Below are 21,913 nucleotides of genomic sequence, written 5' to 3'. Positions count from 1 at the left end.
GGTCATCGCGGAGCGGGAGGCATTGCCCGGAGACTGCGCGAAGGCCACCACCGGGGGCGGTACCCGAGACGTAAGAGAGGCAGGTCTGATGGGTGGTTACCACACCCGCTGGGTGCGTCCTGAAGATCCGCCCGAAGACCCCGAGCGGATCGCGATCCGCGAGGCGATGGCTTTCGGGAAGGCCCTGTATGACCGACGCCTGGCATTGGGCCTCAGTACGGTGGAACTGGCCCAGCGAGTCGGCATGACGCAAGATGCGATCGAGTGCATCGAAGAGGGCGGTACAGCACCGACGGTACCTCTGCTGCGAAGGCTTGCCGCGGCACTGAACGCCGATGTCCGCTTGACCTCGGGCCATGATGTGGGCTCGGTGTCCTTCGAGGCGCACGCAGCCTGAGCGCGCGAGGACCGAGCGTCCCAGTCCGGTGTCCGGCGGTCGCGTGAGGAGTCAGGGGGCCGACTGCTCGTTCGCGTGGGGAGGTTCGGCGGGGGTGGCTCGGCCGCGGGGGGGCGGGTCGTGGGTGGCAGCCCATTCTGAGAGGGACCTGAGTTTGTCCTCTGAGGGGGAGCCGGTGGCCGCCGAGTAGAGGATCAGCCACATGCCCGGGTCCGTCGGCGGAACCAGCGACTCGTAGTTGAGAGTCATGATGCCCACCTGTGGGTGGTGCATGCGTTTCGTCCCGTGGGTGTGCTGGTAGACCCTGTAGTCCGCCCAGAATCGGGCGAACTCCGGCGACCGGCCGCCGAGGTCGTCGACCAACCGGCCGAGGTACGGGTCGTGCATGCCCTGACCGGCGGTGACGCGCAGGATCGCGACCATCTGCTCGGCGATGGTCGCCCAGTCCGGGTAGACCTGCCGGGCCTTGGGGTTGAGGAACATCCAGCGGAGCATGTTGCGGCCGACGTCCGGAGCCGTGAAGTCGTCCAGCAGGACCTTGCCCATGCGGTTGATCGCGACGACGTCCAGACAGGGACCGTGGAGCACGGCGGGAACGGGATCGAGGGCGTCGAGCATCATGCGCAGCGCGGGCCGGGCTCGTGGGCGTTCGGCCGAGCCGAGATCGACGGCGGGCCCAGAGGCGGTCCTAACCAGGTCGAACAGGTGCCGCCGCTCCAGCGGATCAAGGTGGAGGGCCTCCCTCACTCGAAGGCTCCAGGAGTTCGTCATGCCGATGCCGGTCAACCGAGAAACTGGACTTCCGCGTCCTGCACGAGTGGCCGTACGGCGGGCTTCGCCTGGCCTACCTGAGCCCGCCGAACGACGACGACTTCCATGTCGAGATCCTCGCGGGGCCGGTCCAGTTCCCCAAAGAGGTCCTCGACGACCTGGAAGTGAGCTTGAGGCACGGCGGCTACCAGCACGTGTGCCTCCACGTCGACAGCGTCGACCAGACTCGTGCGGAGTTGGCCCGCCGGGGCGTCGACCTGGTCGGCGAACCGTTCGTGGTGGAGGAGATCAGCCGCCGCCTGGCGTTCTTCCGCGACCCGTGGGGCAACATGTCCGAGTTGTCGGAGACACTGCCCGGCGCCGGAGCCTGACCCCGGCGGGCTCCACCAAGCGCAGTGATCGTCACGGGCCGGCGATCAGGGGACGGTGACCACGACCTTCCCCGCCGGATGCCCCTGGGCGAGGTAGCGGATGGCGTCGGGCGCGCCGGGGAGGGGGTAGGTGCGGTCGATGACCGGGGTGACCGCGCCGGACTCGATGAGACGTGCCAGCTCCGCGAGGTCCTCGGCGCGCTCCTTGGAGATCAGGCCGCGTAACCGCCGGCGGGTGAACACCGACGCCAGCGGCGCGCGGAGCTGACGCGTGTAGCCGCCCAGCAGCCCGCCGGCGTCGTGGCCGCCGCCGGCCAGCACGAGCGTCCCGCGCGCGGTGAGGGCGCGGCACAGCAGCGACAGCGGCCGGCATCCGGCGGTGTCGATGATGGCGTCGTACCGCGGGCCGTCGCGGTCGACCTCCTCACGCGTGTAGTCGATGACGTCGTCGGCGCCCAGGGAGCGGACCAGGTCGGCCTTCGAGGCGCCGCACACGCCGGTCACCCGCGCGCCGAACGCCTTGGCGATCTGCACCGCGAACGACCCGATGCCGCCCGCCGCGCCGATGACCATCACCCGCTGCCCCGGTCGCACGGCGGCGGCGTCGCGCACACCCTGCAGTGCCGTCATCCCCGAGATGGGCACCGCCGCCGCCTGCTCGAACGACATGCCCGGCGGCTTGGCGGCCAGCCGTCCGCAACTGGCGGTCGCGTACTCGGCGAACGAGCCGCTGCGGCAGGTGCCGAACACCTCCTGTCCGGGCCGGAATCGGGTGACGCCGGAACCGGCCGCCGTCACCACCCCGGCCACGGCGAGACCCCGCACCCCGACCTTGGGGGCGCGCAGCCCGAACGCCGCACGCGCGGCGTAGGGCCTGCCCGTCATGCAGACCCACACGCCCGGGTCCACGCCGGCGGCACGCACCTGGACGAGCACCTCGTCCCCGGCGGGCGACGGGCGGTCGATGTCACGCAGTTCCAGCACGTCGGCCGAGCCGTACACGTCCTGGGTGATCGCCTTCATGACATCTCCTCCGGAGAGTCGGGGTACTGGAACACGTCGTCGAGCGGAACGCCGAACACCCGCGCGATTAGGAACGCCATCTCCAGGGACGGCGAGTAGCGGCCCTGCTCGATGGCGAGGATGGTCTGCCGCGTCACGCCGATGCGCTCGGCGAGCTGGGCCTGAGTCATCTCGCCGTGCTCGAAGCGCAGCGCGCGGATGCGGTTGGTGACACGGGTCGCCTTCACCATTGGGGGAAACCCCCGCGGTACAGGCCGATCTTGGCGATGTTGCCGAGGACGGCCGAGAGGGTGAAGCAGAGGTAGATGACGTTGGCGATCCAGAACTGATGCCATCCGGCCATCGCCATGAGCATCGCCGCGACCCCGCCGATGACGACGAACGACTGGCCGATGTGGTCACCGCGGTGGCCGATCTCGCGGTCGCGCACGTCCTTGGCGCGTGACGCGCCCGGCGTCAGGGCGCCGAGGACGATCTCGGCCACGATCGCCCCGGCGATGCTCGCGCCCACCGTCCACAGCAGGACGGTGGCGTAGGGCACGTCGGGTAAGGCGCGCCCGTCCACGCGTCCCAGCACGATGACCAGGTACACGGCGTACGAGATCACGGCGGCGAACAACCGGATCCACGCGCGCTTCTCCTCGAGCGTCATGATCAGCCCTCCCAGATGTTAAGAATCTTTGACACCTCCAATGTAAGCCATCCTAGACTTCATGTACAGAATTTTTTACATACGAGACCCGCACCGACCCTGGCAGGTGCGTGAAAAGTCGCAAGGATGGCGACTCGCCGAGAGCGTCTCGCCCCGCCGCCCGGTGGTCCGGTCGCTCAGGTGGAGGCGCCGCCGAAGGCTGTTTCGTTGCCGTCCGGGTCGCGATAGGTGATCTTGCGGACACCGTTGGAGTAGGTCTCCCGGGCCGTGGGATCGAGCCCTCGTCCGGCGATCTGGGCGACGCGCGCGTCGAGGTCGCCGACGAACAGCGTGTTCCTGGCGTGCCCGGCGTGCTCCGGGCGGGCCTCGATGTACACGTAGCGATGTTCCGCCAGTTCCCACACGGCCTCGGTGTCGTTCGGGAAGAACGCCGGCGGGGAGCCCAGCAGTCGCTCGTACCACTCCAGCGCCGCCGCGTAGTGGGTGACCGGGATTCCGGCGAACAAGTCGAGAGCCATGCCGCGATGGTACGAACCGACTACGACACTCCGTCCCCCTGAGGATCACGGCCGAACTCGGCGGTCCCTGCTTCGCGGCGGAGCGACGCGGAAGCGGGGTCGTCGTCCGTCACAGAGCGCAGCGCCGGCCGTAACCGTAGTCTTGCGTCGTCAGACGCGGACAGTGACGAGGAGACGCCGGATGACAGCCCTGCCGGATGACAGTTGGCTTCTCAGCATCCGCCCGCAACCAGCGCGGGTCACCGCTGAAGAGTACGACGCGGTGCCCGAAGAGATCGCCCGAGCCATAGAGATCGTCGACGGCTACGTGGTCTACTGCGCGGCGCCGACGCCTGATCACCAGACCGCCGGCAGGCGATTGGCCAACCTGCTGGAACGTCACGCCAAATCCGCGATGGACGCGGGCTACGAGTGCCTGACCGTGAACAATGATGTGGATCTACGCCTGCGTGATCTGCCACTGCTCAATCGGCGGCCTGACGTCGCGCTCTACAGGTGCCTCGACAGAGAGCGGGGCGAACGGCTGCGCGCCGACCATGCTCTGCTGGTCGTGGAGATCGTGTCTCCCGGATCGGAGACTCAGGACACGACCGACAAGCTGGGTGAGTACGCCAAAGCAGGTATTCCCCACTACTGGATCGTCCGCCTGGACCGAACGGGCGTATCGATCATCGAACGCTACCGCCTGGACCCCGCGGCCATGCTGTACAAGCACGTCGGCACCTTCATGAAGGACGAGTCCGAGTTCGGCGAGGCTCCTAGGGTGACCAACCCCATCCCCATGGTCATCAACTGGACGGACCTCCAGTTCTGAACACCAGGACGACGACCGTACCCGCCTGGGGTTGGACGTAGCCTTCGAAGAGGGCGGAACTCCGCCGACCGTCGCCCCTGCCGCGACCGCCGGCGGCGGCACTGAACTCCGACGCACGGGTTACAGCACACGTCGATCCTCCCAAGGCCCAGCATGACGCCATGCGAGCGGAGCGCGGATCCGCCTCACAGGCGCCCGGTCGGGGGAGCTCGAGGGGCGGAGCCCTTCGATCGGGGGTCGAAGGGGGCGGAGCCCCCTGGGGAACACAGGCCGAGCCGGAGTGCGCGCAGCGCGCGTCGGCGAGGACCGTATGCCTGGAAGCGGCTAGATCAGGGCCAGGGGGTGGGGTTGGACGTAGCCTTCGAAGTGGGCGGAGGTGAGGAGGCGGCCTTCGGTGGAGGGGCGGCGGCAGAGGTAGGAGTAGCGGTCGGCGGAGTAGACGCGGACGCCGTCGGTGCGGCACTGCCGCATGAGGACCTCGTCCCATTCCTCTGACATGTCGGCGATGCCGAGCTCGACCAGGGCGGGACGGCGGGCGAGCAGGGTGGCGCCGCCGAGTTCGGGCAGGAAGCGGTGCTCGGCTCCGGGCTGGCGCAGCAGGGTGGCGCCGGTGTCGGCGATGTGCGCGTAGAAGGAGGCCTTGCCGACGATCTCGGCGTCGACGGCGGCGAAGTACCGCGACAGGTCGGCCAGGTAGTGCTCGCCGTACAGGTCGCGGGGGTCCAGGACGGCCACCAGGTCGCCGTCCGCCAGGCGCAGTGCGCGGTCGAGCGCGGCGCCCCGGGTCAGGGGCGAGCCGGCCGCACGGACGATCAGATCCTCGAATCCCGGCGAGCCGGCCACCCCGGACAGGCCACCCTTCCCGGGCGAGTTGGCCGTCTCGGACAGGCCCGCCTTGCCGAGCGAGTGGGCCGTCTCGGACAGGTCCGTCTTTCCGGGCGAGTGCGCCGTCTCGGGAGAGCCGGTCACCGGGGGGTCGCCGAAGGGGCGTCCGGACCGCTGGATGCCGGAGAGGCGGTCGCGAACGGCCTTTTCCACGACGGCGGTGTCCAGGCCGTCGGTGACGATGACGAGCTGACCGGGGGCGTGGGCCTGGCGTTCGAGCTGGGCCAGCAGGTTGTCCAGCTCGGCCGCGCCGAAGACGGCGGCGATGGCGGTGACGGCGGCGGAGTTGCGCACCGAGGCGAGCCCGGCGGTGTGCAGGATCGGGTCGAGCAGCGGGGTCACCGGCACGGTGGAGCGCCAGGCCAGGTGGGCCTCGGAGGCGCACTCGGCCTCGGCGGCGAGGTAGTCGCGGACGGAGTCGAGCGCCGCCGGCAGTGACGCCTGGTCGACCGGGGCGGTGAGCTGCATGATCGGCGTGCCGCAGGCGGAGACCTCCTCGACGGTCCGCGCGTCGGCGTCCGGCCCGGCGAGCACCATCGAGACGGAGCGGTAGGCCGTCAGCAGGTCGTCGTAGGTGGCCTTGGGGGTGACCAGCGGCCGCCACCCGGCCTCCGGCGGCACCTCCGCGGCCTGCGTGGCCGTGCCGAGCAGGCCTACCCCGTGCCGTCCCTCGGCGGCGGAGATCTGGTTGTGGACCCGCGGCTGCACGGCGTGCGGCAGGATGCCGACGCGGTCGTGGCGCAGCGCGGCGCGCCATTCGCGCGCCCTGGCCTCGGAGGTGGCGAGCACGTGGTCGAAGTAGGAGGCCATCGGGACGGCGGTCGAGACGGGGCCGGCGGAGTGCCAGAAGATCGTGCGGATGCCCCTGCGGGAGCACTCCTCGACCAGGTCGCGCAGCCCGCGGGAGCGCCCGGCGAGCTCCTCCAGCCACCGGCCGCCGTTGCCCTGGCGCGGCCCGGCCTGGACGGACTCGACGAACAGCAGGTGCGGCCGGTGCTGGTCGAGCATGGCCTGCCAGTTGTCCGGGCCGAAGTTGGTGACCTGCCGCCACTCGTACCGGAACAGGGCCTCGGACTGCCGGTCCACGATGGCGGCGACGGTCAGGTACGGCCGGGTCAGCGGGCCCTTGGGCACGACGAAGCCCTCGGCCATCGCCGTGGAGACCTCGGGGCCGGCGGTCTGCGGCGTGACGGCCGCCACCGGCGCGGTTTCGACGGCGGGCGGGGTGGGGGCGAAGTCGGAGCGCCTGGGCGCGGGCCGCTTGCCGACGGGGGCGCGCAGGGTGCGGGCGACCTCGCCGGGGTTCTTGGTGTGGATGGCGTCGCCGAGCTTGGACCACCGGCTGGCCTGCACCGACTCAAGGCGCCACTGGGCGACCTCGGTCTGGTACCGCTGCTCGGCGAGGTTCTTGGCGAGCTGGGCGACCTGCCGCTCGGCGGTCTTCAGCCTGGCCTCGGTCTCGCGCAGGCGGGTGAGCGCCTCGGCCTCCGAGACGGCGGCGCGGGCGAGCCGTTCCTGGTAGTCGGCCAGCAGGCGGGTGAGCTCGGCCGCGCCCGAAGCCGCCGCCACGGCCGCTTCGAGGGCCCGACGGGTGCTCTCCAACTCTTCACTCATGCCATCACCGTGTCCCCAGACGTCGAGCAAGAATAATCGCAGATCCGGCCCGACCATCTCGAACCGCCGCAAGTCCGTACACTCGGCAGGTACTCGCTGAGGGGAGACGTCACAGTGCGCAACGGGAAGTGGCCGGAGTACGCCGCGCGGCCGTACGTCTGCGGCGCCATCGGCGCCTACGACCCCGACCGGCTGCGACTGCTCGCCGGCGCGGGCCCGGCCGTGCGCGAGGTCTACCGGGCCGCCGGGGCCGCCCTGCTGAGCTCGGCCCCCGTGGCCCCCTACGCGGCCCCGCCGAAACCGCCAACCGACCATGACGACGGCCAGGACGCCGCCTCCGGACACCCGGCGAGCGGCGGGGCGCGGTTCGCGTGGGCGGAGGGCCGGCCGTCCGGCGCCATGCCGTGGTGGGCGGTGGCCGAGACGTGGGAGACGCCCGGCCTGATCGACGAGCCCGACACGGTGACCCTGCACACCGGCGCCTTCGGGCTGATCGACGTGTACTACCTGACCGAGCCGGGCCCGGAGGGCGACGCGGTCTACTTCGCGGGCAACATCGAGCCGCTGCTGGCCCTGGCCCGCCGGCCGCACGAGGTGAACTGGGACGCCTGGGCGGCCATCTTCAAGCTGACCTATCCGCTGCTGGAGGACACCCCCTACCGGCAGGTCAGGCGGCTGCCCGGCGCGACCGCCCTGGTGTGGTCCCGCTCCGCGCGCAGGATCGGCGTGGACAGGCGCGCCCCCCGCTGGGTGCGCGAGGAGCCCTTCGACCGGGGCGTCACCGGAGGGGACATCGTCGCGCTGCTGCACGAGGCGCTCAAGCCCTTCGACGACCGGCCGCTGCTGGTGCCGGTGAGCGGCGGGTACGACTCGCGGCTGCTCGCCTCGGTGGCGGTGGCCCGCAAGATGGACGTGGTGTCCTGGACGACGAGCCCGGACGACGGGCTGGACAACGACATCGACTTCGCCCGCCACGTCACCCGCGAGCTCGGCATCCCGCACCGGGTCGTCCCGCAGGACGCCGCGGCCTACCCCGGCGAGGCGCGGTGGGCGGCGCGCAGACTGGAGTACCTGACCAGCCACCACGCCTGGTACTCCCCCTTCGCCCGCGAGGTGCACCAGGCGGGACGGGCGGTCGTGGACGGGCTGGCGGGCGGGCCGCTGATGAAGAACTTCCTCATCACCGCCGACGCCGTGGGAGCGGGCACCTCGGCCGACCGGCAGGCCGCCCTGCTGTCGGCGCTGGCGACCGGCGAGCCGCACGTCCCGATGCTGTCGGACCGGGCGCTGGCCTTCGTGGACGACCGGGTGGGCGCGGCGTTCGGCCAGGCGACGTCCATGCTGCGCGGGCACCGCTCGGAGCTGCCGCTGAGCGTGCTGCACACCCGCACCGCGCGGGGCATCGCCCGTTCCCCGGTGAACCTGGTGGGCCCGGAGATCACTCCTGTCTTCCCGTTCCTGCACCCGGAGCTCTTCGACGCCGCCCTGTCGGTGCCGGTGGACCGCAAGGAGGGCGGGCGGTTCTACCGGGAGATCCTGACGGCGGCCAACCGGCGGGTCGCCGCCCTGCCGTCGACCAACGGGGCGCTGCCGCACCGGCGGGTGCCGCTGCGCTCGAACGGCCCGGCCGCGCGCGAGTGGAACCACCGCATGCTGGTGAAGGCCGCGACGGTGCCGGGGCTGATGTCGGGCCCGATGCTGGAGGCGGTCGAGCGGGGCCCGGACGCCCTGACGGCGTTCGGGTCGTGGAACTCGCGGTTCTGGCTCCGTGGATTGGTGCTTTTCGGTTCCTGGCTGACCGACTACGAGGACGCGCTGGGCGACCTCACGCCACCGTGGGCGCAGACATTGTGAACCGTTTCACCAATACCGGCGAATTCCGCGTCCCATCAGCGGGGACACGGAGGGTGGCGGCCGAAATACGCGAGCATTCGAGGGAGTGCGGTCGATTACGCGGTTGGCACGCTGGGTGACCTCCACTGATCGACTCCGAGGGACCCTAATGGCCTGCTAGTCTTCGGCGAAACAGCGCCGAAACACGCTGAGCACCGAGCCACCCCTTCGGTGACGGCGTCGGGCGGGAGCCGCAGGGATGACGGCTCCGTCGGCGCGAGCCCCTGTGTTGTACCGCCCTACTCCCTTGATGCGAGCGATACCTATGAGCGCTTCACCATGCCCGGAATCCGTTTCCGAAGACTTCATCTCATCCGACCCCCAGTGGTACAAGAGAGCCGTCTTCTACGAAGTGCTGGTCCGCGGCTTCCGCGACTCCAACGGCGACGGCACCGGCGACCTGCGCGGGTTGATCGAGAAACTCGACTACCTGCAGTGGCTGGGCGTCGATTGCCTGTGGCTGTTGCCGCTGTACGAGTCGCCGCTGCGCGACGGCGGCTATGACATCGCCGACTACATGAAGATCCTCCAGGAGTTCGGCGACCTGGCCGACTTCGTGGAGTTGATCGAGCAGGCGCACAAGCGGGGCCTGCGCATCATCACCGACCTGGTGATGAACCACACCAGCGACAAGCACCCCTGGTTCCAGGCGTCCCGGCACGACCCCACCGGCCCCTACGGCGACTTCTACGTCTGGTCGGACGACCCCACGCGCTACCCCGACGCGCCGATCATCTTCGTCGGGGCCGAGGAGTCCAACTGGACCTACGACCCGGTGCGCGGGCAGTACTACTGGCACCGGTTCTTCCACCACCAGCCCGACCTGAACTACGAGAACCCCGCCGTCCAGGACGCCATGCTGGAGGTCCTGCGGTTCTGGCTCGACCTGGGCATCGACGGCTTCCGCCTGGACGCGGTGCCCTACCTGTTCGAGCGCGAGGGCACGGCCTGCTCCGGCCTGCCCGAGACCCACATCTACCTCAAGCGCGTCAGGGCCGAGGTGGACCGCCTGTACCCCGACCGGGTGCTGCTGGCCGAGGCCAACGGCTGGCCCGAGGACGTCGTGGAGTACTTCGGCGACCCGACGACCGGCGGTGACGAGTGCCACATGGCCTTCCACTTCCCGCTGATGCCGCGCATCTTCATGGCGGTGCGCCGCGAGTCGCGCGAGCCGATCTCCGAGATCATGTCGCGCACCCCCAAGCTCCCGGAGAACGCCCAGTGGGGCATCTTCCTCCGCAACCACGACGAGTTGACCCTCGAGACGGTGACCGAGGAAGAGCGCGACTACATGCACGCGGAGTACGCCAAGGACCCGCGCATGCGCGCCTACCTGGGCATCCGCCGCCGCCTCGCGCCGCTGCTGGAGAACGACCGCGACCAGATCGAACTGTTCACCGCGCTGCTGCTGTCCATGCCGGGCTCCCCCGTCATGTACTACGGCGACGAGATCGGCATGGGCGACAACATCTGGCTGGAGGACCGCGACTCGGTCCGCACGCCGATGCAGTGGAGCCCCGACCGCAACGCCGGCTTCTCCGGCGGTGACCCCGGACGGCTGTACCTGCCGGCCGTCATGGACCCGATCTACGGCTACCAGGCCGTCAACGTCGAGGCCCAGATGAAGAGCGGCTCGTCGCTGCTGCACTTCACCAGGAAGATGCTGGCGGTGCGGCGGGAGCACCCGGTGTTCGGCACCGGCGCCTACACCGAGCTGTGGTCGCCGAACTACAGCGTGCTGGCCTTCGTCCGCGAGGAGGGCGACGACCGCATGCTGTGCGTGAACAACCTCTCCAAGCACCCTCAGCCGGTCGAGCTGGACCTGCGCCGGTTCACGGGCATGACGCCGGTCGAGTGCCGCGGCGGGGTCAGCTTCCCGGTCATCGGCGAGCTGCCCTACCTGCTGACGCTGCCCGGGCACGGCTTCTACTGGTTCTCGCTCACCCGCCCCTAGAAGACGGCCCTGGAAGAGTGGGGGAAGCGCCGACGGCTTCTCCCACTCCGAGGCGGACCGGCCTCGGGCGCCGGGCCCGCGGGGTGACGGCTCCGGCCCCGCGATCGTCGAAGAAGAAGCCGGCGCGAGGGCGCCGGCTTCGTCCCAGGATGCGGCGGGTTACGGCTTGCGGGCGACGGCGCCGCTGAAGGTGTAGTAGGTGGCCGAGCGCTCCCAGGACTCCCCGGGTTCGGCGCGCCAGTCCGCGAGCGGCACCAGGCCGGGCTCCAGCAGCTCGAAGTCGCCGATGAAGCCCATGAGCTCCTCGCGGGTGCGCCACCTTCCGGTGCCCAGGTGCTCGTTGAAGACCTTCTCCATGACCTCGGCCTGCTTGTGCGACTCAGGATGCTCGTCCTGCGCGTCGAAGAAGTTCGACATGGCCAGGAAGCTGCCCGACGGGAGCGGGTCGCGCAGCCGGGCGGCGATGCTCCACGGGTCCTCGTCGTCGTTCAGGTGGTGCAGGATGCTGAACATCAGCAGGCCGACCGGCTCGCTGAAGTCGATGAACCTTTGCAGCGTGGCGTTGGCGTAGATCGCCTCCGGCTCACGGACGTCGGCCTGGATGACGGTGGTGGTGTCGTTGGTGGCCAGCAGTGCCCGGCCGTGCGCGAGGACGATCGGGTCGTTGTCCACGTAGACCACGCGCGCCGCCGGGTCGACCTCCTGGGCGATCTGGTGGACGTTGCCCTGGGTGGGCAGGCCGGATCCGAGATCGATGAACTGGCGGATGCCCTCTTCTGCGGCCAAGTAGTGCACGGCCCGTCGCAGGAACCGCCGGTTGGCCTGGCCGGCCTCTTTCGCGTCGGGGACGATGCTCAGCGTCATCTCGCCGATCTGCCGGTCGACGGCGAAGTTGTCCTTGCCGCCCAGGAAGAAATCGTAAACACGGGCGATACTCGGCTTGGAGGTGTCTATTTCGGGCGGCAGCCCGGCATCGTCGCTCTTGGCCCAGTTCCAGTCTTCACGATCGGACACGCTCATCCCCACCCTGTCTCCACCGGCCCGCGAAACGCACCGGGATCGAGGCATATGTTAGCGCGCACAACCAGATTTATCTGGATATCGCCACTGAGTCACCGATAACACCCTGACGTCGGGAAGAATGGGTGGCCACCGGCGGTCGAATCGCGGGACCCGCTCTAACGCGGGGTCACCGGGACCCTGGCGCGGGCGGCCTTACGGGCGGGGATCAGGGCCACCAGCAGGGACGCCCCGATGGCCGTGACCATGGCCAGCAGCAGCGTCGCCGGCCCGGGCGCCCGTCCGATGCCCGCGCCGATGCCGCTGGCCGCGCCCTGCAGGTCGATCAGGCCGGAGGAGACCAGCGCCCCCGCCGCCGCGCCCACGCCGACCCCGAGCGCCACCAACAACCCTGTTCCGGTGACCAGCGTGCCCATGACCTGGCGTGGGGTCAGGCCCATGGCCTTCAGCACCGCCAGGTCCCGGGCGTGGTCGCGCAGCCCCACGGCGCTCGCCGTCAGCAGGTTGGCCAGCCCCAGCAACGCCAGCACCGCGACGAGCGCCACGATGATCACCCGGATCACCGACAGCCGGTCGGCCGGGTTCACCGCCTGCGACACCTCAAGGCCCTGTTCCTGCAGGCGGGCGCGCACGCCGGCCGGGTCGGCGCCGTGCCGCAGCGCCAGGCTGTAGTACTGCGGCGGCAGCGCGTCCTTGGGCGCCAGGGTGTCCAGCGGCACCGAGAGCACCTCGCCGTCCTGCTCGGGCTCCAGCACCCGCCCGACGATGCGGACGATCAGCGGGGTGCCGCCGATGGTCAGCCGGGTGCGGTCGCCGATGCGCACGTGCAGCAGGTCGAGCAGGCCCTGCCCGGCCACGGCCTCGCCCCGGTCGCGGTACAGCCGGCCCTCGACCACCGAGTACGGGTAGGGGTCGGTGACCGTGCCGAGCGCGCGGGTGCGCACCGTGCGCGTCTGCCCGGGGACCAGCGCGTCGACCTCCGTCCCCGGATAGGCCGCCACCACGTCGGCGTCGGCCAGCGCGCGCCGGCCGGCGTCCGTCGCGGGCACGCTCCCCGGCCGGACGGTCAGGACGGCGGCCTGGCCGACCTGTTCCGGATGGGCCTTGAAGCCGTCCAGCGTCGCCCAGACGCCGAGGCCGATGGTGATCAGCATCATCGGGATGGCCAGCCCGAACGCCGTCAGCAGCGCCGGCAGCCTGCGGGTGAAGGCATCTCTGGCTCCGAGCACCAGCGCCGGCGGCAGCCGTACCAGCAGCGCCAGGCGGGCCATGCGCGACAGATGGCCGCGCGGCGGGGTCACCGGCGCGGCCGGGAGCGGCGGCGTGCGGCCGCCGCGCCAGGCGGGCAGCCAGACCGCGACCAGCACCACCAGCGCCGTGCCGAAGGCGATCGCCAGCAGCGGCGCCGAGGACAGCGGCACCACCACCGTGTCCGCCAGCGCGTAGGCGGTGATCAGCCGGCCGATCAGCACCCCGGCCGCGATGCCGGCCATCCCCAGCGTGCCGTGCTCGACGACGAGCATGCGGACGACCTGGCGGCGGGTGAACCCCAGGGATTTGAGCGTCGCGATGTCGCGCCGCTGGGTGAGCACCCGCGCGCCGGTCGCGTTCGCGATGGCCAGCGCCGCCGCCACCAGCCCGGCGACGCCGAACAGCGCCAGCAGAACGCCCAGCAGCCGGTTGTCCAGCTCCATCGACGCCTGTACCTCGCGCCAGGTCGACACGCGTTGCACCTGGCCGGCCAGCTCGGTGATCGTGCGCTGGACGATGAGCGAGGTGTCGTCCGGGTCGGCCAGGCGAAGGCCGGTCACCGACTCGCTGCGGCCGAGCGCCGGCTCGACCTGCTCCAGCGTCGCGGCCAGGGTCCAGGCGACGCCCGGCGTCCATTCGGGGTAGAAGCCCTGGTCGCCGCTCTCGGCCAGCCCGATCACCCGCAGGCCGTGCGTGGCGCCGTTCAGGCCGATGACCGTGAAAGGGCCGCCGGTGCGCAGCCCGGCCGCGCGGGCGAAGGAGCGCTCGACGACCACGCCGTTGGCGTCTCCCGGGTCGAGCCAGCGGCCCTCCCGCAGGACGGGCCGGCCCACCGAGGGCAGGACGGCGCTCATCTCCTGCAGAGCGACGGGCGTCTTCTTCCCGCCCTGGACGAGCGTCGCCGGCGCGCTGCGGTACGGGCCCGCCACGTCGGTGACGCCGTCCAGCGCCTTGAGCGCCGCCGGGTCCGGGGCGTCCCTGGTGTGCAGCCAGACGTGCGCGCCGTTGCCCCGCGTGAACAGGCCCCGCCAGGGGTTGGTGCCGTCCTCCAGCAGGGTGGCGGCGGTGATGAGCGCGGTGACGATGCCGGCGACCACCAGCACGGTGAGCACCGCCTGCGCCCGCCGCGCCCGCAGATCGGCCCTGATCCACCGCCTCTCGGCAGTATTCATAGCACCGGCTCACTCGGGCGAAGCGAGCGCGATCGCCCCTCAGCCGTGTTCATATCGCTCGCCCACTCGGGCGAAGCCGCGCCGGTGCTCTGAGGGAGGAAGCCGGAAGTGCGAGGAACGAGCGCTTCCGGCTGACGACTGAAGAGCGCCGGCTGAAGGGCGGCTTCGCCCCGCGCGAGCGCAGCGAGCGCCATGAGCACGCCTCATCCGCGCAGCTCCACGACGTCGCCGGGGCCGCCCTTGCGGCGGCGCACCGGGGCGATGGCGCCGTCGTCGACGACCTGGCCGTCCAAGAGGGTGACGACCCGGTCGGCCAGGCCGGCGACGCGGGCGTCATGGGTGACCATGACGATCGTCTGGCCCTGCCGGTGGACCTGGCCGAGCAGGCGCAGAACGTCGCGGGTGTTGCGGCTGTCGAGGTTGCCGGTGGGCTCGTCGGCCAGCAGGACCTGCGGCTGGTTGGCGAGCGCGCGGGCGAGGGCGACGCGCTGCTGCTCGCCGCCGGACAGCCGGCCCGGCGCGGAGTCGGCCTTGTCGGTGAGGTTCAGCTCGCACAGGAGGTACTCCCTGCGCTCGCGCGCGTGCTTGGGGGACGCGCCGGCCAGCAGGGCGGGGAGCTCGACGTTGTCGGCGACGGTCATGTTGTCGACGAGGTTGAAGAACTGGAAGACGAAGCCGATCTTCTGGCGGCGCAGGATGGCCCAGGCGCTCTCGTTGAGGGTGTCGGCGCGCCGGCCGTCGATCCAGATCTCGCCGCTGGTGCGGGTGTCCAGGCCGCCGAGCATGTGGACCAGCGTCGACTTGCCCGAGCCCGACGGCCCCATGATGGCCACGAACTCCCCGCGCTCGACCCGCAGGTCGACGCTCCGTACGGCGGGCACCGGCAGGCCGCCGGTCTGGTAGATCTTCACCAGGTTGACCGTGTGCAACGCGGGCGTCGCCGGGTGGGGCGGGCCGGGGGGCGCGGTGGTCACTGGTCACTCACCACTTTTCCTTGGTTCACTTCGTCAGAGCAGATCCTCCTGGCAGCGCTCCAGCCAGTCGAGATCCGCCTGGAGATGGAGCATGGCGCCTTCGATCAGCAGGTGCGCCGGGCGGTTGTCCTGATCGGTCTGTTCGGCGAGTTCTACCAGATCGCGCATGATAGCGAGGTAATGCCGGCGCTGCCGGTTGATCAGCGCCATGCGGTCGGCGATGCCGGTCATGGGGGCGAGCACGAGCTTCATGAAGAACTCGTCCCTCACCCGCGGCCCCTCGGTGGGCGAGTCGACCCACTCGTCCAGCGCCTCGCGGCCCTGGGCGGTGCAGTAGTAGACCTTCTTGTTCGGGCGGTTGGACTGCTCGACGTCGACGCTGCGGATCAGGCCGTCCTTCTCGAGCCTGCCGAGGGTGACGTAGATCTGCCCGATGTTGGGCGACGGGTAGGCGGTGCCGAAGATCTGTTCGAGCGCCTGTTTCAGCTCGTACCCGTGGGCAGGTTCCTTCGCCAGGAGCGCCAGCAGCTGGAGCCGCACGCCCCACCTCCCTCGGGCCTCGCGTTACCTATGTGTTACGGACCAATCCGTTGACGTCCACATTATCGCTATGCATAACATGCATGCATCTACATAACACGCATGTAACCCAATCAACATCCGGAGGACACGTTGCGCCGCCTGGCCCCCGTACTCGTCGCAGCGCTGCTGGTCAGCGGCTGCGCCGGGCTGGGCGAGGGCGACGCGGTGCAGACCGGGGGCACCGACGGCACCGGGCCGATGACCTTCGCCACCGGGCGCGACACCACCGGCTACATGCAGCCCCTCATCGACAAGTGGAACCGGGAGCACCCCAAGGAGCAGGTCAGCCTCCTGGAGCTGCCCGAGGCCGCCGACGAGCAGCGGGCGCAGATGGTGGCCAACCTCCAGGCCAGGAGCGAGCGGTACGACGTGCTCGGGCTGGACGTGGTCTGGACGGCGGAGTTCGCCGACGCGGGCTGGATCGTCCCGCTCGACCGCAGCATGTTCCCCCTGGACAAGCTGCTGCAGCCGGTCGTGGACACCGCCCTGTACCAGGGGAAGCTCTACGCGGTGCCCTACACCAGCAACGCGGGGCTGCTCTACTACCGCAAGGACATCCTGTCCGCCGAGCACCTCAAACCGCCGAAGACCTGGGCCGAGTTGCGCGAGCAGGCCGTCCGCCTCGGCAGGAAGTACAAGCTGGACGGCTACGCCGGCCAGTTCCTGCCCTACGAGGGCCTCACCGTCAACTTCGCCGAAGCCGTGCAGTCGGCGGGCGGCGAGATCCTCAGCCCGGACGGCACCAGGGTCACCCTCGACCTCCGTACCGCCGCCACCGGGCTGGACTTCCTGGTCGGCGGGCTGCGCCAGGGCTGGATCCCGCAGGAGTCCCTCTCCTACAAGGAGGAGGAGTCCCGGCTGGCGTTCCAGCAGGGCAAGCTGCTGTTCGCCCGCAACTGGCCGCACGCGTACGGGCCGGCCACCCGGTCCAGCATCGCCGGCAAGTTCGCGGTGACCCGGCTGCCCGGCCTCGACGGGCCGGGGTCGAGCACGCTCGGCGGGCTCAACCTGGCCATAAGCGCCTACTCCAAGCACCAGAAGTCGGCGCTGGACTTCATCCGCTACTTCACCGGCCTGGCCAACGAGCGCAGCGTGCTCACCGAGGGCTCCTTCCCGCCGGTGTGGGCCGAGTTGTACGACGACCCGGCCCTCATCAGGCGTTATCCGTATCTCCCGGTGCTCAAGCAGAGCATCATGTCCGCCCGGCCCCGGCCGGTCTCCTCCAAATACGACCAGGTCAGCCTGGTGATCTCGAGCGCCGTCTCCGACGCGCTCAACCTCAGGAAACCCAGCGACGAGACCGTCGCGACCCTGAAGCAACAGCTCAGCGAGATCATTCGCACCCCATAGAGCGGGGGCGATCCCCCCGCGCATCCCTTCATCCCAAAAATCCGATATTCGCTTTCTGGGCCTCAACAGGAGGTAGCACCATCATGCGTGCCAAGACGACTGCGGTGGTGGCCGGGCTCATGCTCGCGGCCACCGCGTGCGGCGGTCAGTCCGGCGAGACCACGCCTTCCGCCAGCGCCGGCGGCAGCAGCGCCCCGGCCGCCAAGTCCCTCGCGGGGACGACGATCGAGATCGCGGCCAAGTGGACCGGCGACGAGCAGAAGTACTTCCAGAAGGTGCTCACCGCCTTCGAGGAGAAGACCGGCGCCAAGGTGACCTACGCCTCGACCGGTGAGGACACCGGCGCCTACCTCGGCCCGCGCATCCAGGGCGGCAACCCGCCGGACGTCGCGGTCCTGCCGCAGCCCGGCCTGGTGCAGCAGTACGCCGACCAGAAGGCCCTGAAGCCGCTGTCGACCGAGGTGCAGGCCCAGATCGACCAGAACTACACCCCGTACTGGAAGAGCCTCGGCTCGGCCGGCGGCCAGGTGTACGGCGTGCTGGTCAAGGCCGCGCACAAGTCCATGATCTGGTACCGCGCCCCCGCCTTCGACGACGCCGGCGCCCAGCCCGCGACCACGTGGGACGAGCTGATCACCAAGACCGCCCAGACGCTGGCGGACTCCGGCACCGCCCCGTTCGCGCTCTGCGCCGCCTCCGGCTGGACGCTCACCGACCTGTTCGAGAACGTCTACCTCTCCACCGCGGGCCCGGACAACTACGACAAGCTGTCCAAGCACGAGATCCCGTGGACCGACGCCTCGGTGACCACCGCGCTGGAGAAGATGGCGCAGATCTTCGGCAAGAAGGAGTTCATGCTCGGCGGCTCCTCCGGCGCCCTGCAGACCGACTTCCCGACCTGCGCCACCCAGGTCTACGGTCAGAAGAAGGCCGCCATGGTGATCGAGGCCGACTTCGTCGCCTCCTCGGCCGTCCAGTCCGGCGCCAAGGTCGGCGAGGACGCCAAGATCATGCCGTTCCCGAAGGCCGGCGACACCGCCCCGGTGGTGCTCGGCGGCGACGTCGCGGTGGCGATGAAGGACTCCAAGGGCGCCATGGCGCTGCTGGAGTACCTCGCCTCCGCCGAGGGCGGCTCGATCTGGGCGAAGAACCCCGGCTACCTGTCCCCGAACCGCAACGTCTCGCCCGACAACTACCCTGACCCGCTGACCAAGCAGCTCGCGCAGACGATCATCTCGGCCGGCGAGGCCGTCCGGTACGACATGTCCGACCTGGCGCCGAGCGCCTTCGGCGGCACCGACGGCAAGGGCGAGTGGAAGGACCTGCAGGACTTCCTGCGCGACCCCAAGGACATCAAGGGCGCGCAGGAGAAGCTCGAGGCCGACGCCGCCAAGGCCTGGAAGAAGTAGGGACGCAGGCCGTGACCGAACGGTTGGACGGCCCGCAGACCCCGCGCGGCGACGACGAGGTCGTCGCCCGCGGGGCCTCCCCCGGACCAGAAGAGACCCCAGAAGAGACCACGGAACCGACCACGGCGAACGACCTGACCGGCCCCGCCGCGCCGGCCGGGAAAGCGCATCCCGCGCTCGAGGACGTGGCCTCCGGTGAGGACGGCACGACGAGCGCCGCGCCGCCGGAGCTCGCCACGGGCAACGCCGTGCCCAAGGTGGCCTACGGCCGCTCGGGCAACCTCGGCCCCTCGCCCAAGGCGGCCGCGCTGTTCCTGCTCCCGGCGTTCGTCCTGCTCGGCGCCTGGGTGGTCTACCCGATCATCTACTCCATCATCCGCAGCCTGTACGACGCCAACGGCGGCACGTTCGTCGGCCTTTCGAACTACGGCGCCATCTTCAGCGACTCGGGCACCCTCACCACGATCAGGAACAACCTGATCTGGGTCGTCGTCGCCCCGAGCCTGGTCACCGTCCTCGGCCTCATCTTCGCGGTGCTGACCGAGCGGGTGCGCTGGGCGACCGCGTTCAAGCTGGTCGTGTTCATGCCCATGGCGGTGTCGCTGCTCGCCTCCGGCGTCATCTTCCGCCTGGTCTACGAGCAGGACCCCGACAAGGGCGTCGCCAACGCCATCATCACCTCGGTGCACGACGTGTTCGCCTCCAGCAGCGGCTACCCCGGCGCGCGTCCCCGGGAGAACGACCAGGCGCCGGTGGTGGCGGACAAGGGCGCGGTGCTCACCCGGCAGCCCGCCCAGGCGGGGCAGCAGGTCATCATCCCGCTGGTGGGCATGAAGCCGGACGCCCTGCCCGCGGGCGCCGCCAAGGCCAAGCCCGCCGCCGCCGCGCCCGGAGAGCTGTCCGGCACGGTGTGGCTGGACTTCACCCCCGGCGGGGGGACGGTCAACCAGATCGACGGCAACGAGAAGGGCATGCCCGAGGTGACCGTCGAGGCGGTCTCGGGCGGCGCGGTCAAGGCCACCGCCACGACGGCGGCCGACGGCACCTTCCACTTCTCCGGGCTCCCCGCAGGCTCCTACCAGGTGCGACTGCCGCAGTCGAACTTCGCCCAGCCGTTCGGCGGGCTCACCTGGCTCGGCCCCGCACTGATCACTCCGGCCATCATCGGCGCGTTCATCTGGGTGTGGGCCGGGTTCGCCATGGTGCTGATCGCGGCGGGCCTGTCGGCCATCCCGCGTGACGCCCTGGAGGCGGCCCGCATCGACGGCGCGACCGAGTGGCAGGTGTTCCGCCGCATCACCATCCCGCTGCTGTCCCCGGTGCTGCTCGTCGTCCTGGTCACGATGATCATCAACACCCTGAAGGTCTTCGACCTGGTCTTCGTCATCGCCCCGGGATCGGTGCAGCCGAACGCCAACGTCATCGCGCTGGAGATGTGGCGGGTCTCCTTCGGCGGCGGCGGGAACCAGGGACTGGGCAGCGCGCTGGCGATCTTCCTGCTCGTGCTGGTCCTGCCATTCATGATCATTAATATCCGGCGGTTCCGGAGGGAGCAGGCATGACGACCCTCACCGCGTCCCAGCCTGGCACGACCAGCAACGCCGGCGCGCTCCGGCGCGGGATGCTCTCCCGGATCATCGACCGGGCCGGCGGCGGGCTGGTCCAGCTCGTCCTGATCGTGCTGGCCCTGTTCTGGCTGCTGCCCACGCTGGGCCTGCTGGTGGTGTCGCTGCGCGGCGACACCGACAACAACTCCAGCGGATGGTGGACCTTCTTCACCAAGCCCGCACAGCTCACCTTCGAGAACTACGGCAACCTGCTGGCGACCGGGTTCACCTCGTCGTTCTGGAACACCGTGGCGATCACGGTGCCCGCGACCATCCTGGTCATCGGGTTCGCCGCCATGGCGGGGTACGCGTTCGCCTGGATCGAGTTCCCCGGGCGCGACGCGCTGTTCATGGTGGTCATCGCCCTGCTGGTGGTGCCGATCCAGATCGCGCTGATCCCGATCGCCAAGATGTACGGGGCGGTGGGCATCTTCGGCTCCATCCCGGGCGTGGTGCTGTTCCACGTCGCGTTCGGGCTGCCGTTCGCCATCTTCCTGCTGCGCAACTTCTTCGTCGGCATCCCCAAGGAGCTGCTGGAGGCCGCGCGCATGGACGGCGCGGCGGAGTGGAAGATCTTCGCAACGGTGGTGTTCCCGCTGGCCAAGCCGGCGGTCGCCTCCCTCGGCATCTTCCAGTTCCTGTGGGTGTGGAACGACCTGCTCGTCGCGCTGGTCTTCGCCGACACCGACGCCCAGCCGATGACCAAGGCGCTGCAGTCGCAGATGCGGCAGTTCGGGACCAACGTCGACATCCTCGCGCCGGGCGCCTTCCTGTCGCTGATCATCCCGTTGGTGCTGTTCTTCTCCTTCCAGCGGTACTTCGTCCAGGGCCTGCTCGCCGGCTCGGTGAAGTGACCGCCCTCCGGGTGCCCGTCTCGCGGGGGCAGACGGGCACCCGGGCTCGCCGGTCGGCCGGGAAGGGCACTCGGGGGCGCCGCCACGCGGCTAAGATCCCGGCATGACCGCTCGTCCATTAACCGAAGTCGTCGAGTCCGGGTGGGCCTCCGCCCTGGAGCCGGTCGCCCAGCGCATCTCGACGCTCGGCGACTTCCTCCGCCAGGAGATCGCCGAGGGCCGGCAGTACCTCCCCGCCGGGCAGAACGTGCTCAGGGCCTTCCAGCAGCCCTTCGACCAGGTGCGCGTGCTCATCGTCGGGCAGGATCCCTACCCGACGCCGGGCCATCCCGTCGGCCTGAGCTTCTCGGTGGCCCCGGACGTGCGTCCGATCCCGGGCAGCCTGGTCAACATCTTCAAGGAGTACACCGCCGACCTCGGCCACCCGCAGCCCTCCAACGGCGACCTCACGCCCTGGACCGAGCAGGGGGTGCTGCTGCTCAACAGGGTGCTCACCGTCGCCCCCGGCAAGCCCGCCTCCCACCGGGGCAAGGGGTGGGAGCAGGTCACCGAGCAGGCCATCCACGCCCTGGTCGCCCGCGGCACTCCGCTGGTCGCCATCCTGTGGGGCCGCGACGCCCGCTCGCTCAAGCCGATGCTCGGCCCGGTGCCGTGCGTGGAGTCCGCGCATCCGAGCCCGCTGTCGGCCCGCAACGGCTTCTTCGGCAGCCGGCCCTTCAGCCGCGCCAACCAGCTCCTGGAGCAGCAGGGCGCCACCCCCGTCGAGTGGAAGCTCCCCTGACGGCCACGCCTTCCCGCGATC

Annotated in this window: 20 protein-coding genes; 10 read left to right on the top strand and 10 right to left on the bottom strand. The window is 70.4% G+C overall.

The window, feature by feature from the left end; all coding sequences use genetic code 11:
- Positions 1-88: 88 nt before the first annotated feature.
- Positions 89-397 carry a helix-turn-helix transcriptional regulator gene (locus ABZU32_RS03230; RefSeq protein WP_354916433.1) on the top strand — a complete coding sequence of 103 codons (309 nt, stop codon included), beginning with the start codon at positions 89-91 and terminating at the stop codon, positions 395-397.
- Positions 398-448: 51 nt separating this feature from the next.
- Here ABZU32_RS03230 and ABZU32_RS03225 read toward each other — a convergent pair whose 3' ends face one another.
- Positions 449-1,144, bottom strand: a complete 696-nt coding sequence (locus tag ABZU32_RS03225) for a transcriptional regulator (RefSeq protein WP_354916430.1) — start codon at positions 1,142-1,144, stop codon at positions 449-451.
- Positions 1,145-1,191: 47 nt separating this feature from the next.
- Between ABZU32_RS03225 and ABZU32_RS03220 the strand changes: the two genes are divergently transcribed.
- Positions 1,192-1,539, top strand: coding sequence for a VOC family protein (locus ABZU32_RS03220; RefSeq protein WP_354916632.1), 348 nt, complete (start codon positions 1,192-1,194; stop codon positions 1,537-1,539).
- A gap of 45 nt (positions 1,540-1,584) precedes the next feature.
- Here the strand turns inward: ABZU32_RS03220 and ABZU32_RS03215 are convergent, their stop codons facing one another.
- The 4 genes from ABZU32_RS03215 to ABZU32_RS03200 form a co-directional block, all read right to left on the bottom strand.
- Positions 1,585-2,562 (bottom strand): NAD(P)-dependent alcohol dehydrogenase, encoded by a 978-nt coding sequence (locus ABZU32_RS03215; RefSeq protein ID WP_354841750.1) that lies wholly within the window; start codon positions 2,560-2,562, stop codon positions 1,585-1,587.
- A complete protein-coding gene (locus ABZU32_RS03210) occupies positions 2,559-2,792 on the bottom strand; it encodes a helix-turn-helix transcriptional regulator (RefSeq protein WP_354916427.1) in 234 nt (77 codons plus the stop codon). The genes ABZU32_RS03215 and ABZU32_RS03210 overlap by 4 nt, the downstream gene beginning before the upstream one ends.
- Positions 2,786-3,214, bottom strand: a complete 429-nt coding sequence (locus ABZU32_RS03205; protein ID WP_354841745.1) for a hypothetical protein — start codon at positions 3,212-3,214, stop codon at positions 2,786-2,788. Before ABZU32_RS03205 ends, ABZU32_RS03210 begins: the two co-directional genes overlap by 7 nt.
- A 176-nt stretch (positions 3,215-3,390) precedes the next feature.
- Entirely contained in the window at positions 3,391-3,732 is a 342-nt protein-coding gene (locus tag ABZU32_RS03200) for a VOC family protein (RefSeq protein ID WP_354916423.1), read from the bottom strand.
- A gap of 181 nt (positions 3,733-3,913) precedes the next feature.
- On the opposite strand from ABZU32_RS03200, the gene ABZU32_RS03195 reads away from it, so the two are divergent.
- Positions 3,914-4,546 carry a Uma2 family endonuclease gene (locus ABZU32_RS03195; protein WP_354916420.1) on the top strand — a complete coding sequence of 211 codons (633 nt, stop codon included), beginning with the start codon at positions 3,914-3,916 and terminating at the stop codon, positions 4,544-4,546.
- A gap of 324 nt (positions 4,547-4,870) precedes the next feature.
- Here the strand turns inward: ABZU32_RS03195 and ABZU32_RS03190 are convergent, their stop codons facing one another.
- A complete protein-coding gene (locus ABZU32_RS03190) occupies positions 4,871-7,045 on the bottom strand; it encodes a hypothetical protein (RefSeq protein WP_354916417.1) in 2,175 nt (724 codons plus the stop codon).
- A gap of 114 nt (positions 7,046-7,159) precedes the next feature.
- On the opposite strand from ABZU32_RS03190, the gene ABZU32_RS03185 reads away from it, so the two are divergent.
- Both ABZU32_RS03185 and treS read left to right on the top strand, forming a co-directional pair.
- Positions 7,160-8,899: an asparagine synthase C-terminal domain-containing protein gene (locus tag ABZU32_RS03185; RefSeq protein ID WP_354916414.1), complete on the top strand. Its 1,740-nt coding sequence runs from the start codon at positions 7,160-7,162 to the stop codon at positions 8,897-8,899.
- 304 nt (positions 8,900-9,203) lie between these two features.
- Positions 9,204-10,892 (top strand): maltose alpha-D-glucosyltransferase, encoded by a 1,689-nt coding sequence (gene treS, locus ABZU32_RS03180; protein ID WP_354841727.1) that lies wholly within the window; start codon positions 9,204-9,206, stop codon positions 10,890-10,892.
- Between the two features lie 159 nt (positions 10,893-11,051).
- Here treS and ABZU32_RS03175 read toward each other — a convergent pair whose 3' ends face one another.
- The 4 genes from ABZU32_RS03175 to ABZU32_RS03160 all read right to left on the bottom strand — a co-directional run bounded on the left by ABZU32_RS03175 (position 11,052) and on the right by ABZU32_RS03160 (position 15,849).
- Positions 11,052-11,906 carry an SAM-dependent methyltransferase gene (locus tag ABZU32_RS03175; protein WP_354916411.1) on the bottom strand — a complete coding sequence of 285 codons (855 nt, stop codon included), beginning with the start codon at positions 11,904-11,906 and terminating at the stop codon, positions 11,052-11,054.
- A gap of 164 nt (positions 11,907-12,070) precedes the next feature.
- Positions 12,071-14,335, bottom strand: a complete 2,265-nt coding sequence (locus ABZU32_RS03170) for an FtsX-like permease family protein (protein WP_354916408.1) — start codon at positions 14,333-14,335, stop codon at positions 12,071-12,073.
- 203 nt (positions 14,336-14,538) lie between these two features.
- Positions 14,539-15,309, bottom strand: coding sequence for an ABC transporter ATP-binding protein (locus ABZU32_RS03165; protein WP_354916404.1), 771 nt, complete (start codon positions 15,307-15,309; stop codon positions 14,539-14,541).
- A gap of 33 nt (positions 15,310-15,342) precedes the next feature.
- Positions 15,343-15,849, bottom strand: coding sequence for a PadR family transcriptional regulator (locus ABZU32_RS03160; RefSeq protein WP_354841717.1), 507 nt, complete (start codon positions 15,847-15,849; stop codon positions 15,343-15,345).
- 132 nt (positions 15,850-15,981) lie between these two features.
- Between ABZU32_RS03160 and ABZU32_RS03155 the strand changes: the two genes are divergently transcribed.
- The 5 genes from ABZU32_RS03155 to ABZU32_RS03135 all read left to right on the top strand — a co-directional run bounded on the left by ABZU32_RS03155 (position 15,982) and on the right by ABZU32_RS03135 (position 21,892).
- Entirely contained in the window at positions 15,982-17,241 is a 1,260-nt protein-coding gene (locus ABZU32_RS03155) for an ABC transporter substrate-binding protein (protein WP_354916401.1), read from the top strand.
- 83 nt (positions 17,242-17,324) lie between these two features.
- On the top strand, positions 17,325-18,650 hold the full coding sequence (locus tag ABZU32_RS03150) for an ABC transporter substrate-binding protein (protein WP_354916398.1): 1,326 nt from the start codon (positions 17,325-17,327) through the stop codon (positions 18,648-18,650).
- Between the two features lie 257 nt (positions 18,651-18,907).
- On the top strand, positions 18,908-20,212 hold the full coding sequence (locus tag ABZU32_RS03145; protein WP_354842354.1) for a sugar ABC transporter permease: 1,305 nt from the start codon (positions 18,908-18,910) through the stop codon (positions 20,210-20,212).
- Positions 20,209-21,111 carry a carbohydrate ABC transporter permease gene (locus ABZU32_RS03140; RefSeq protein ID WP_354916395.1) on the top strand — a complete coding sequence of 301 codons (903 nt, stop codon included), beginning with the start codon at positions 20,209-20,211 and terminating at the stop codon, positions 21,109-21,111. Before ABZU32_RS03145 ends, ABZU32_RS03140 begins: the two co-directional genes overlap by 4 nt.
- 103 nt (positions 21,112-21,214) lie before the next feature.
- On the top strand, positions 21,215-21,892 hold the full coding sequence (locus ABZU32_RS03135; protein ID WP_354841707.1) for a uracil-DNA glycosylase: 678 nt from the start codon (positions 21,215-21,217) through the stop codon (positions 21,890-21,892).
- The last annotated feature ends 21 nt before the right edge of the window (positions 21,893-21,913 follow it).

Source organism: Sphaerisporangium sp. NPDC005288 (assembly GCF_040607475.1).
Taxonomy (GTDB): Bacteria; Actinomycetota; Actinomycetes; order Streptosporangiales; family Streptosporangiaceae; genus Sphaerisporangium; species Sphaerisporangium rhizosphaerae.
The sequence above is the reverse complement of the archived record's forward strand: the minus strand, read 5'-3'. Positions and strand labels throughout refer to the sequence as shown.